The sequence below is a fragment of the Paenibacillus sp. FSL K6-1096 genome (genome assembly GCF_037977055.1).
In the GTDB taxonomy this organism is placed as follows: Bacteria; Bacillota; Bacilli; order Paenibacillales; family Paenibacillaceae; genus Paenibacillus_AQ.
The window spans coordinates 2,770,786-2,783,439 of the sequence record NZ_CP150274.1 but is presented as its reverse complement, the minus strand read 5'-3'; the positions used below and the strand labels follow the sequence as shown (position 1 = coordinate 2,783,439).

Sequence of the window (12,654 nt, the reverse complement as noted above, 5' to 3'; positions counted from 1 at the left end):
ACTTCATATGTTGCTCGAAAAGGTGGATATTGTTGCAAGGGCTTAGCCCTTAATGGAGCCTGTCGTAACACCTTCCACAATATAACGCTGCAGGGACAGGAAGAACAAGAGGATCGGCGTTACGGCCATCACCAGACCGGCCAGCGCCAGGTCCCACTTCTTGGTGTATTGCCCGAAGAACTTGGTCACCGCCACCGGCAGGGTGGTCAGATCCTTGTTGCCTCCGATCACAAGCACCGGCAGCAGGTAGTCATTCCAGATCCAGAGCGTATTCAGAATAATGACGGTGACAATAATCGGCATCAAGAGCGGGAACACGATCCGGAAGAACACGCCGTACGGGTTGGAGCCGTCCACCCGCGCCGCTTCCTCCAGCTCCAGAGGGACCGTCTTAATGAATCCGTGGAACAGGAACACCGACAGCGGCATCCCGAAGCCGAGATAGCAGGCAATAATGCCGTACAATTCTCCGCGCAGCTCCAGCATACTGGTCACCCGGACCAATTGCAGCATGAGTGACTGGAACGGGATAATCATCGCCGAGACCAGCAGCAGGAAGACGAAGGAGTTGAAGCGAGTCGGCTTCCGTACAATCTGATAAGCGGCCATCGAGCTGAACAGGACAATGAAGATCACACTCAGCACCGTAAATAGCAGGGAGTTCAGAAAAGCCTGCGGGAAGTCGATCGCCTCCCACACCTTCGTATAATTATCCCAGTGGAACACCTGCGGCAGCGAAGCCGCGTCGATCAGAATGTCCTTCAGCCCCTTGACCGAATTGCTCAGCACCAGATAGAAGGGAGACAGGAACACCAGCGCCATAAGAATAGCGATAATCTCCAGCATGAAGTTCCGGGGACGGTATCTGCTGCTGTTCATTAGGCGGACACCTCTTTTCGCTTAGTAAGCCACACCTGCGTGACCGTAATCAGGGAGACGGCGGCGAAGAAAAGCAGCGCTTTGGCTGTACCCAGGCCGTACCGGTTGTTGATCAATGCTTCGGCGTAGATGTTATAGGCCAGCGACTGGGTCGAGGTGCCCGGTCCGCCTTTGGTCAGGGACAGGTTGAGATCGAACATTTTGAACGCATTCGAGGTGGTCAGGAACAGGCAGATCGTGATCGCCGGCATAATCAGGGGCACATACACACTTTTGAAAAGCTGCGGCGCACGCGCGCCGTCAATCCGGGCTGCTTCAGTCAGATCCTTCGGAATCCCGGCCAGTGCGGCGATATAGATGACCATCATGTACCCGGCGGTCTGCCAGACGAACACAATGACCAGCCCCCAGAAGCCCGTGCCGGGCGTTCCCAGCCAGGGAAGCTTGAAGAAGGAGATCCCGGTCAGCTCGCCGATCGTGGCGAAGCCCTTGGTGAAGATGAACTGCCAGATGTAGCCAAGCAGAATACCGCCGATCACATTGGGCATGAAAAATACAGTACGCAGCAGCTTCTTCGTCTTCAGCGTGGTCATTAGCATGAAGGCGAGCAGCAGCGCCAGCAGGTTGGCGGCGACTACGGAGATTACAGTGAAGCGGAGCGTAAAGAGCAGGGATTCCCAGAACTTGTCGTCATTCAGGAAGATCCGCTTCCAGTTGGCCGCGCCGGTCCAGACCGCTTTGTCCAGATCCAGCCCGTTCCAGTCGGTGGAGGAGTAGTAGAAGCCGAGCAGGAATGGGGTCACCACAATGGTCAGGAAAAAGAGCAGGCAGGGTCCGAGAAAGACAATTTGCTGTCCCCAGCCTCTGTGCAGGGAATGGGCTTTTCGCATAAGGAATCTCCTTTGGTTCATATTTCTGCTTGGTTCACAGCTCCATTATAGGGAGACCCGGGAAGCCCCGACACTCAATTTCATGATGATAAAAGTGGATTATATTGCAGCCGGCGCAGGGGTTGCGCGAGGGGCGGATGATCTGCAAGAATAGGCGTAGGCTTAAGGCAGGGTGATACTGCACCCAGACTATGTTCAGGAGGGTCCCCATGTTCAGAAACAGCATACGGACACGGCTGATGGCACTGGTGCTGCTGGCTTCCGTAATTCCGTCCGGCATCTCCATCACCTTCTCCTACCTCTATACCCGGCAGTCCGTTACCGAGCAGTCGGTGAAGCAGAATACGAAGCTGCTGACGCTGGGGGAGGCGAATCTGAGCAATTATTTCAGCGGCATGAACCAGCGGGCGATGTCCCTCTACAGCGGAATCAATGTGCCAAGCTCGTTCTACACCCTGCTGCTTACCGCCAAAAGCCCTGCACAGGCGCCCCCCGGCGTCATTCTGCCGGATAACCGCGCGGTCATCTCCACCCAGCTCTATAATCTGTTCCTCTCGGACCGCAATACCTTCCAGATCCATTTGTATGTAAGAGCGGCGAGGCAGTCCAACCTGCTGCTGGGCGGGCTGTTCCGCCGGGAAGAGAACGTGGAATACACCGGAGCAGAGCTTCCCGGAGAGACTTACCGCCCTTATATTGAGGTCACCCATATGAACCACCAGTACGGTGTGAAATCCGGCTCCCCCAACCCTAATCTGAAGCCCGGGACCGTTCCGGTGTTCACTGCGCATTTTCCCCTCTACAAGACACCCAGTGACAGCGTGCTGGCCGACCTGTCGGTCGATTACAGGCTGGATGAGCTGGAGGGCATCGTCCAGTCGATGTACAATTCCGGTACGGAGCGGCTGTATGTGCTGAACGAACAGGGACAAGCCTTATTCGCCTCCGACCCGGACTGGGTGGGCAAGCGGATTGAGACGGGCTGGAGCCGGCTTCCGGGCGGCGAGAGCGGCCATTTTACCTGGAAGAAGGACGGGTTCAAGGGAATTGTCATGTACAGGCACATCAAGGACCCGCTGTTCCGGGGGAGCATTATCAAGCTGGTGCCTTATGAGGACTTGTACGGCGATGCCAGGGTAATCACCCGGTTCAATATGGGCATTGGCCTCTTGTTCCTGCTGATTGGCGGAATCACCGCCGTGCTGATCTCGGTCGGCTTCACCCGGCCGATCAAGAAGCTGATCCAGTTCACGCAGAAGGTGCAGACCGGACAGCTCGATGCCCAGATGGATGTGGAGCGGGAGGATGAATTCGGGCTGCTGACCCGCAAAATCACCGGCATGACCCGCACCATCAACGATCTGATCGTGAAGGAGTACCGGCTGGAGCTGGCGAATACAACGAATCAGCTGAAGGCGCTGCAGGCCCAGGTGAATCCGCATTTTCTCTATAATGCCCTCCAGTCCATCGCCAGCCTGTCCTTGCGCTACAACGCACCGCAGGTGTATGAGCTCATCTATTCGCTCGGCAGCATGATGCGCTACTCGATGAATACAGAACGGACTCAGGTACCGCTACGGGATGAAATCGAGCATGTCGGGAATTATGTGATACTTATGAAGGAGCGCTTCGGTGAAGAGAATCTGCAGCTGGTGACCGAGGCCACGGAAGAGGCGCTGGAGACGGTTCTGCCCAAAATGATTCTCCAGCCGCTGGTCGAGAACATCTTCAAGCACGGCTTCACGGATGGCATCCACCAGGCGGAGATCGGCATCACCTGTAAGCTTGAGGGTGAGTCGCGGCTGGTGCTTTCGGTTAAGGATAACGGCAAGGGCATGAGCCCTGAGCGGCTCGGGGAGATTACCGCCGGACTCCGCAGCAGCGGCCGGCCGGAGGATGAGCAGATCGGGCTGTATAATGTGCTGGCGCGTCTGCGGCTGCAATTCGGCAGCGGAGCCGGTATGACGCTTGAGAATAATCAGGAGGGGCAAGGGGTTACGGTCACCTTGATTATTCCCCTTGAAGCCGGGCAGGAGTGACATTTTGGGATGAAGGAGCAGCTGCTATGAAGGTGCTGATTGTAGATGATGAGAAGCATGTGCGGGAGGCCATCCGTTACTTTGTACCGTGGGATAAATATAATATCACCGCTATTTATGAGGCCGTGAACGGCCAGGAAGCGACCCGGATCATGCAGGAGCACCAGCCGGCGGTGGTGTTCACGGATATGCGGATGCCGCTGATGGACGGGGCAGAGCTGCTGGAATGGCTGCATCGCCACTATCCGCATACGAAGACGATTGTCATCAGTGGCTATCAGGATTTCAATTACGTGAAGCCGGCGATTGTCTACGGCGGGACGGATTATCTGCTGAAGCCGTTGAACAGCAAGCAGCTCATCGCCTCTGCGGAGCATGCCTTCAAGCTGTGGATGGAGGAGGAGGCGGAGCGGAAGCGGCGGCAGCAGCAGCTCATGCAGCTCAATGCGCTGCGTCCGCTCTACTGGGAGAAGCTGCTGTCCGATCTGGTGTGCGGTGAGGCCTCCTTCCATGAGCAGAAGCTGGCGCTCTGTGCGGAGCTGGGGATGCCGATCGGCGCCTCCGGCTGTCGGGTGGCCGTCATCTCGCTGCAAGGCGCAGACTGCGGTCTGTTGCAGCGGTTCCACGGCGATGTGGCCTTGACCGCGTTCGTGCTGGCCAATGTCTGCAATGAGGTGATGGCCGCTGACCAGAGCGGCTACGCCTTCCGCAGCTGGAAGGGCGGCGGCGAGCTTGTCGTCCTGCTATGGAACGCGCCGGCGGAGGCGGAGAAGGTGCTGCTCGGTATGAACGATGCGATCTGCCAGGCGTTCGGCGTCCAGATGGATATCGGACTTAGTCCGCAGCAGCCGTTGCCGGAGGGACTGCGGCAGGCTTTTGAGCAGGCACGCCAGGGGCTTAAGGAGCGGAATCTCCTGCAGCGGGAAGGCCGTATCCATCTGTTCAGGGAACAGGCAGACGGAAGTAGGCCTCTGGAAGACTACGCTCTGGAGGAGCAGCTGGAGAAGCTTAGAATGGCAGTATTGTCCGGTGATCTGGAGCGGATGGACCGGGTAGTGGAGGAGTGGGCGGACCATCTGGCGGGCCAGAGTCTGCTTACAGAGAGCGGCCTCCTGCGCCAGCAGGCGGAGATTGCGTCCGTGCTGAAGCGCTGGCGGCCGGAGGAGGAGATCAGCCTGGAGACCTGTTATGATGCCAGCGGGCTGTTCTCGGCGGAGAGCTGGCAGAGCCGGCTAAAGGCGCTGCTGCACCGGCTGTCCAAGGGCAGCGTACAGGCCCCGGACACCCGGCTTGTCCAGGAGATCAGAGAATATCTGAATCAGAACTATGCCCGGGAGATGACGCTGCAGCATATTGCCGAACGCTTCTTCATCAGCAGGGAGAATGTATCGCGCAAGTTCAAGCAGATTACCGGCGAGAACCTGTCCGACTATCTTACCGGCCTGCGGGTGGACAAGGCAAAAGCCCTCCTGCAGAACACGAACCTGCGCCTGGCGCAGATCGCGGAGCTGGTGGGCTATGAGGATGAGAAGTATTTCAGCCGTGTCTTCAAAAAGACTGCCGGAGTCACGCCGAGAGAGTACCGCAATTCGGTATCTGAATAGAGAGTCATCATCGAAGCTAAAGCCCCGCTTTGTGGGGTTAAGGGTTAATTGCTGAAATAGTCTGCGACCCCTTCGGCGACAGCCTGGGCTGCCTTCCGCTGGTAGGATGCCTTGCGCACCACCGATTCATCGTACGGATTGCTGAGGAAGCCCAGCTCCACAAGGGTTGACGGCAGCGGATTCTCCCGCAGAATATGATAATTCCCGAAGGACAGGCCGTTGCTGCGCAGACCGATGCCCTGGCCGAGCCGGGTCTCAATGGCCCTTGCCAGCCGCAGATCATTCTGCTCGGAATAGAAGAACGTCAGCGTGCCGGAGACATTCTTCGGCGAGGAATTATAGTGGATGCTGACAAAAGCGTCCGCACCGAGCCGCAGCCCGAGCTGCACCCGCTGGGACAGGGCCGGCTTCTGGTCCCCGCGGGTGCGGGTCAATTCGACTCTGGCCCCCTTGGCGGTGAGATAATCCCGCAGGTATAGTGAGGTCTGCAGGGTCAGATCCTTCTCCATCGTGTCATAGGTGGTGCCGAGCATCCCGGGGTCGCTGCCGCCGTGGCCGGGGTCGACTACAATCAGCTTGCCGCGGATACTGCCGGACTTCCGTACAACACTCCGGCTTGTACTACCGGAGCCAGCCGTGCTTGTGCTTACATTGCGGATGCCCCCGCCTGACAGGTATTCGCCGGCTACCCAGCCGACCATTCCTCCGGCGGTGCGGACCCGCGCCCATTCCCCCTGGCGGAGCAGAATGGTTACCTTGTCGCCGGACTGAAGAGAGCCGACCACTTCATGGGAGGTTCCCGGTCCGCCCCGGATGCGCAGCGAGGAGGCGGTAACGGAGGCTGTCCCGCTGGAAGCCGCAGAGGTCTTGACCGGCGCTTTCACGCTGCCGGAGCCGGATGAGCTTCCGGCGGATGAAGCTGCCGCTCCGCTGGTGCGCTTCAGGTAGTATCCGGCGACCCAGCCGGAGACGGACCCGGCCCGGACCTTGAGCCAGCCGTGCTGCTCATCGGTGACGGTAACGACCGCGCCGCCCGCCAGATTGCCGGTGACAACGGCACCCGCCGCAGGCTCGCTGCGGACATTCAGGGAGCTTGCATATACTTTGGCGCTGTAAGCGGAGAACGCATAGGCTGTAGAAGACGGTAATACAGGCAGCACAGAAGTAGTGAGCAGACAGGCTGCCAGGAGTGCGGTATGTATTTTTTTCATAACCAAAAAGCCTCATTTCCCGGATAGATATACCGCTATTACCCGTTTCATCGGCTGGAGAACACTTATTATTTAAATTTAAATCTACAAAAATGTTAATGATTCGGATAACAACGAGGATGGAAGCATTTCTGTTAAGCCCCTTAATATTATTGTAAACTCTATTCCCCGCCGGGAAACTTCTGTATAATTATTACATATTGGGAAACACAAAGGAGTGCCGCCGTGATCAGACCTAGATTATTCATTGGTTCTTCGAGAGAATCCATCCGCTATGCCCGGGCGATTCATGAACAGCTCAAGCGCAGCGCCGAGGTTCATCCCTGGTATGCTGCCGCGTTCCGGCCGAATGAATACACAATGGAGTCGCTGGAGCGGAATCTGGATATGAGCGATTTTGCCGTATTTGTCTTCTCGCCGGATGATGTGGCGCAGATTAGGGGACAATACTATTATGTGACCCGGGATAACACCCAGTTTGAGATGGGCCTGTTCTGGTCCAGACTGCGGCGCGGCCGCGTTTTCTGCCTGTTGCCGGACCAGGTTCCCGCCCGCAGCGATCTGATCCCGGGCGAGAATGTGGAAGCGTATCATCTGTTGTCCGATCTGTCCGGGCTGACGCCGCTGGAATATGAAGCACAGCATGAGAATGCCACAGCGGCGGTGGATGTCAGCTGCGGCAAGATTATCGATATCATTCAGGCACAGGGCAAGTACCATGACCCGGCCGTGGAGCTGCAGCAGCTTCGTTCAGAGCTTAGGCGAAAAGAAAGTATCCTTCACTTCTTTTGGCAATATAATAATAATGTATCGCCCCCTCAGGCGGGGGAGAAGTATCAGGCGCTCAGTGAAGCGGTCCGCAATTCCTTCGTCGCCCCGGAGGATTGCCGGGTGATCGGTGCCGCCATGTGGCGGGCCGAAGAAGGCGAGGGACTGAAGCAAGTGGGCGGGAACGTGGGACGCGGGCATGTGTATCCGTTCTCGGCCTCCGGTGAGCCGGGCGGCAAGCCGGGTGTGCTGGATGCTTTTTTGGCGAAAGAATGGACGTTTTTACAGCGAACGGAAGTTGCGGAGGTATATATCCTGTGCTATCCTTTAGGTGAGAAGCATGTTCTGTCGGTGCATTTCTCTGGCAATCAGGGATTGTCGGCAGAGGATCTCACCGCAGTTGTGGCCTACAACCGGGATTTGTTCCGTACCGTCAATCATTTAGTGGGAGGGGACTAACAGGATGAAGAATATGAAGAATGCCGTTAGTATATCCAGTAGTGCCCGCCGGTCTGCAAGCGGTGACGGCAACAGCCCAGGCACGGGCAGCAAGGGCCGTCCCAGACGCAAATCCGGCACCAAGCTTACACCTTCGGTGCCAGGTGTATATCTTGCACCTTCGCTGGAAGGCGGAGACGATGAGTACAAGAAGCTGGTCAGCGGGAAGGTAGATAACAGCAAGCCTTCATTTGCGTAGTTAAGTTAAAGAAGCAAGTTACTGGAATCATTAGATCATAAGTCACTGGATAACATTAAAAGTCACTGGATAGCATTGAAGAGTTGCTAAGTAACATCTTCATGAGGCTTCCAGCAGGTACAATACGATTTTATGTTTTTACGCAGCTCTCCGGCGGATGCCGGGGGGCTGTTTGTCTTTTGGTGGGAAGTGGGCCAAATGTGTGTGAAAAACCGAATACAATGGGCAGATGGCATGGTGCGCAGGCCGAATGAAGAGCACTAGTGCACCTGGTTCCGGCGAAAGTGGGCGGTGGGCTGAAATCAGGTGCACTAATGCACCTGAACCCGCCAAAACAAGAGATGCCGCCCATCCACCGGGCGGCATCAGTATCCAAACATATGTTATTGCGCGGAGGAGAGGCCGCTCCGCTTCTTCGCAAGCTCCCGGCGGACCACCGGGGCGACCTCGGTGGCGAGCAGCTCGATGGCTGCGGCTACCTTGGCGTAGGGCAGGCCGCCGATATCGAGCTGGGTCATGAAGCGGTGGTGGCCGAACAGCTCATGCTGGTAGAGAATTTTCTCGATAATCTGCTGCGGGCTGCCCACAGCGAGCGTATTGTCCGGCGAGGTGAACTGGCTGAATTCGCTGCGCGAGACGCGGTATTCCTGGCCGGGCTGCGGGCTGATCGAATTGCGGTAGCTGTAGTAATAAGGGTAATACTCATCCAATGCCTGCTGCGTAGTCTTGGCGATATAGCCGTGGCTGGTGATGGCAATCTTCAGGTCCTCCGGCCGGTGGCCGGCGGCGGCACCTGCATTGCGGTACGACTCGGCCAGCTGCCGGAACGGCTCCGGGCTGCCGTTCAGAATCGCAATAGCCATGCCGGTTCCAAGCGTTCCGGCCTTCGCTGCGCTCTCGGCCGACCCGCCGATGCCGACCCAGAGCGGCAGCTTCGGCTGGAGCGGGCGCGGGGCAATCTCGGCATTATGCAGCGGGGAGCGGAATCGGCCCTCCCAGTTCATGACCTCATGCTGGTTCAGGGTGAGCAGCAGATCGAGATTCTCGCTGAACAGCTGCTGGTAATCCTCCAGCTCATAGCCGAACAGCGGGAAGGATTCCAGGAAAGCGCCCCGCCCGGCAATAATCTCCGCCCGGCCGTCCGACAGCAGGTCCAGTGTGGCGAAATCCTCGAACACGCGGACCGGATCAATAGTGCTTAGCACAGTGGTGGCACTGGTAAGCTTAATCCGCTGGGTTGCCTGGGCGATAGCAGCCAGCACGACCGGTACAGAAGAGATCACGAAGTCCAGCCGGTGATGCTCGCCGACGCCGAATACATCCAGTCCGGCCTCATCGGCAAGCTTGGCGGCGGCAATCACTTCATGCAGGCGCTGGCGCGGGCTGATCCGCTGCCCGGTATGGCAGTCGGTGACGATATCCCCCAGTGTATAGATGCCGAATTCGAACTCCGGCAGGCTTGTTTCTTTTGCTTGCGTATTTGCTTGCGCATTCGCTTGTGTATTCCCTTGGTTATTCATGGTACTGACTCCTTATAATCCAGAATATTAGATAACTGCATAGCTTAAGCTTGTCCGTTAGTGCAAGGATATAGCCCAGTATATCACAAACACTTACTAAATGTAAGTATATGAGTGGAAGTTTGCAAATAACATTTAACATTGGCTGCATCGCCGTTGTTGATTCATAGTTTCAGAAGAATGTCAGCATCAAATAAAATTAATCCGCTCGGATATTGTGTATTTTTATTGACAGATCAACTGAGGGATGATATTTTAAATTTACAAATTCCAATCAAATTACTTTGGATTATAACTTGCCGACTGTACATACAGAGGTGCCTGCGTGATTGTAGCGCGAGGTCCCTCTGTTTTTTGTTACTAATAGAATTCAGCCAGGAGGAGGAGCAGATATGGGAGAGGCTTTGTTGTCTATTACAGAACTGAATAAGCACTTTGATACCGCTGGAGGCCAGGTGCAGGCGCTGGAGGATGTGGACCTGCAGGTACAGGAGGGCGAGTTCATCACGGTGATTGGACCCAGCGGCTGCGGCAAAAGCACCCTGCTGCGCATCATTGCCGGTCTGGATACCGGCTATACCGGCAGTGTTACCCTGGAGGGAGCGGCGATCAGCGGGCCGGGAATTGATAAGGGGTTTATTTTTCAGGAGCACCGCTTGTTTCCCTGGCTTACAGTAGAGAAGAATATTGCCTCGGATCTGCCGCTGGGCAGGCCGGATATCCGGCAGCGGGTAGATGAGCTGATTGAGCTGGTGAAGCTCGGCGGCTTCGAGAAGTCCTATCCCCGCGAGCTGTCGGGAGGGATGGCCCAACGGGTAGCGATTGCCCGGGCACTGCTGCGCAGTCCCAAGGTTCTGCTGCTGGATGAGCCCTTTGGCGCGCTGGATGCTTTTACCCGGGCGCATATGCAGGCGGTGCTGCTCGACATTTGGCGGCGGAACCGGACGACAATGATTTTTGTGACCCATGATATTGATGAAGCCGTGTTCCTGGGGAACCGGGTGGTCATTCTGGAGCCCCGCCCCGGCCGGATCCGCAAAATCGTTCCCATTGATCTTCCTTATCCGCGCAAGAAAACAACAACCTCCTTTCAAGAGCTGCGGCTCAAGGTATTGAATTACTTCGAGAAGGTGGATGAGCTTGAGCTGAAGGACGGGGCCGGGATATAAAGTAACTCCAGTTGCTTATTATGGAAAAGTGAGGGTAAGTGCTGCTCCATATCCGACTTAATTCATGCGAATATATTAATTTAGAAGGAGGGACAGCCATGGCAGAGCGGACTGTAGCGGCAGGAAATGCCGGAAGAACCGGACGGTCTAATGGACCTGGAAAAGCGGTCATTGCCGGCCTGGGGCTGCTGCTTCCGGCAGGGGTGCTGATCCTGTGGCAGATTCTGGGCCATTACGGAGTGATCTCGGAGTTGCTGTTCCCCACACCATATACGATTGTCCAGTCGTTCATTACGCTGGCGTCTACCGGGGATTTATGGAGTAACCTGAGAATCAGTGTTGTACGGGCATTGTCTGGATTTCTGCTTGGCGGCGGGCTCGGCCTGTTCTTTGGCATACTGGTCGGATTATTCCGCCGGTCAGAGAGGCTGCTGGACCCCTCGCTGCAAATGATCCGGATGATTCCGAGCCTTGCCGTAGTGCCGCTGTTCATACTCTGGTTCGGCATCGGCGAAGAATCCAAGGTGCTGCTGATTGCCAAAGGGGCGTTTTTCCCGGTCTATATCAATACCTTTATGGGGATACGCGGGACGGATAACAAGCTGTTTGAGGTAGCCAGAGTGCTTGGCTTCAGCAGAGGGAAGCAGATTGTGCGGCTGGTGCTGCCTGCGGCGGTGCCGAATATTATGCTCGGGGTACGCTTGTCGCTGGGACTCTCCTGGCTGGGGCTGGTGGTCGCGGAGCTTATCGCTTCTACCTCGGGGATCGGCTACATGATGTCGGATGCCCGCCAGTTTGCCGATACGCCTGTTGTATTTGTCGGAATTATTGTATTTGCCGCTGTCGGACTGCTGAGTGACACGATTGTCCGCCTGATCGAACAGCGTCTGCTCCGGTGGCGGGACAGTTATCAGGGATAGGAGGGGAAGAACAGCATGAGTGAAGGGATAGAAGCCATAATCAAGACAGCCAAGGGGGTAAGGGAAGCCCGTGATTATAGCGGAACTGCTCCAATAACTACGCATAACAACAAGAGAAGGTTAACCTTGTCTTCCTGGAAGGCCCTTTTGTCCAACTGGGGCACCGGGGCAGTGATTCCCGTAGCGGTGCTGGCCGTATGGCAGCTTGGCGGGAGCGCAGGCTGGATCTCGCCGGAATTTCTTCCGGCACCGCTGACGATCCTCTCCGCATTTGCGGATCTGGCCGTTAAGGGAGAGCTTGTCCATCATCTGGGCGTCAGCATCGGGCGGGCGGGCACCGGGTTCCTGATTGGAGGAATTCTCGGCCTGCTGCTGGGGACGTTGACCGGCCTGTTCCGCAGCGCTGCCTATCTGCTGGACCCGAGTGTTCAGATTCTGCGGCTGGTTCCGCATCTGGCGATTGCCCCGATGATTATTCTGTGGTTTGGCTTCGGGGAGATTTCCAAGGTGGTTATTATCATGAGCGGCTCCTTCTTCCCGCTCTATATTAATACCTTCATGGGCATCCGGGGAGTGGACAATAAGCTCTTCGAGGTGGCCCGGGTGCTCGGCTTCAGTCCGCTGCAGAAGCTGCGGCGGCTGATCCTGCCGGCTGCGCTGCCCAGCATTCTCCTGGGCCTGCGCCTGTCGATGGCTGTGGCCTGGATCGGTCTGGTGGTTGCTGAACTGATCGGATCGCAGTCCGGGGTTGGATTTCTCATTAATGAAGCGAAGCAGAATTCCAATACGGCAGTGATTTTTGTCGGAATACTTATTTTCGCCGTGGTCGGCAAGCTAATCGATTCGCTATTCCGCGTCATTGAACGCAAATTCCTGTACTGGCGTGACAGCTATCAAGGCTGAAGACGGACTAATGATAATGAAACTAATGAAACGCTAAAGCTAATGAAACCAAGG

General features: G+C 56.4%; 11 protein-coding genes. 7 read left to right on the top strand and 4 right to left on the bottom strand.

The genetic code is table 11. The features are described from left to right. Window positions 1-42: 42 nt before the first annotated feature. Together MHI24_RS12210 and MHI24_RS12205 are read right to left on the bottom strand one after the other, a co-directional pair. Window positions 43-879, bottom strand: a complete 837-nt coding sequence (locus MHI24_RS12210; protein ID WP_340025886.1) for a carbohydrate ABC transporter permease — start codon at window positions 877-879, stop codon at window positions 43-45. Next, window positions 879-1,769 carry a sugar ABC transporter permease gene (locus MHI24_RS12205; protein WP_340025885.1) on the bottom strand — a complete coding sequence of 297 codons (891 nt, stop codon included), beginning with the start codon at window positions 1,767-1,769 and terminating at the stop codon, window positions 879-881. Before MHI24_RS12205 ends, MHI24_RS12210 begins: the two co-directional genes overlap by 1 nt. 209 nt (window positions 1,770-1,978) lie before the next feature. Between MHI24_RS12205 and MHI24_RS12200 the strand changes: the two genes are divergently transcribed. Continuing rightward, complete coding sequence (locus MHI24_RS12200) at window positions 1,979-3,808, top strand: sensor histidine kinase (RefSeq protein WP_340025884.1); 1,830 nt, start codon at window positions 1,979-1,981, stop codon at window positions 3,806-3,808. Between the two features lie 26 nt (window positions 3,809-3,834). After that, on the top strand, window positions 3,835-5,412 hold the full coding sequence (locus MHI24_RS12195; protein ID WP_340025883.1) for a response regulator: 1,578 nt from the start codon (window positions 3,835-3,837) through the stop codon (window positions 5,410-5,412). 44 nt (window positions 5,413-5,456) lie between these two features. Here the strand turns inward: MHI24_RS12195 and MHI24_RS12190 are convergent, their stop codons facing one another. Next, on the bottom strand, window positions 5,457-6,623 hold the full coding sequence (locus MHI24_RS12190) for an N-acetylmuramoyl-L-alanine amidase (protein WP_340025882.1): 1,167 nt from the start codon (window positions 6,621-6,623) through the stop codon (window positions 5,457-5,459). A 225-nt stretch (window positions 6,624-6,848) separates the two neighbouring features. Here MHI24_RS12190 and MHI24_RS12185 point away from each other — a divergent pair, with 225 nt between their 5' ends. After that, window positions 6,849-7,850, top strand: coding sequence for a TIR domain-containing protein (locus tag MHI24_RS12185; protein WP_340025880.1), 1,002 nt, complete (start codon window positions 6,849-6,851; stop codon window positions 7,848-7,850). 4 nt (window positions 7,851-7,854) lie between these two features. Next, window positions 7,855-8,088, top strand: a complete 234-nt coding sequence (locus MHI24_RS12180; RefSeq protein WP_340025879.1) for a hypothetical protein — start codon at window positions 7,855-7,857, stop codon at window positions 8,086-8,088. Between the two features lie 383 nt (window positions 8,089-8,471). On the opposite strand, the gene MHI24_RS12175 is transcribed toward MHI24_RS12180, so the two are convergent. Continuing rightward, window positions 8,472-9,608 carry an LLM class flavin-dependent oxidoreductase gene (locus MHI24_RS12175; RefSeq protein WP_340025878.1) on the bottom strand — a complete coding sequence of 379 codons (1,137 nt, stop codon included), beginning with the start codon at window positions 9,606-9,608 and terminating at the stop codon, window positions 8,472-8,474. 392 nt (window positions 9,609-10,000) lie between these two features. Between MHI24_RS12175 and MHI24_RS12170 the strand changes: the two genes are divergently transcribed. From MHI24_RS12170 to MHI24_RS12160, 3 genes are all read left to right on the top strand, one after another. Next, window positions 10,001-10,777 (top strand): ABC transporter ATP-binding protein, encoded by a 777-nt coding sequence (locus MHI24_RS12170; RefSeq protein ID WP_340025877.1) that lies wholly within the window; start codon window positions 10,001-10,003, stop codon window positions 10,775-10,777. 98 nt (window positions 10,778-10,875) lie between these two features. Beyond that, window positions 10,876-11,697, top strand: coding sequence for an ABC transporter permease (locus MHI24_RS12165; protein ID WP_340025876.1), 822 nt, complete (start codon window positions 10,876-10,878; stop codon window positions 11,695-11,697). Window positions 11,698-11,712: 15 nt separating this feature from the next. After that, complete coding sequence (locus tag MHI24_RS12160; protein WP_340025875.1) at window positions 11,713-12,600, top strand: ABC transporter permease; 888 nt, start codon at window positions 11,713-11,715, stop codon at window positions 12,598-12,600. Window positions 12,601-12,654 lie beyond the last annotated feature (54 nt).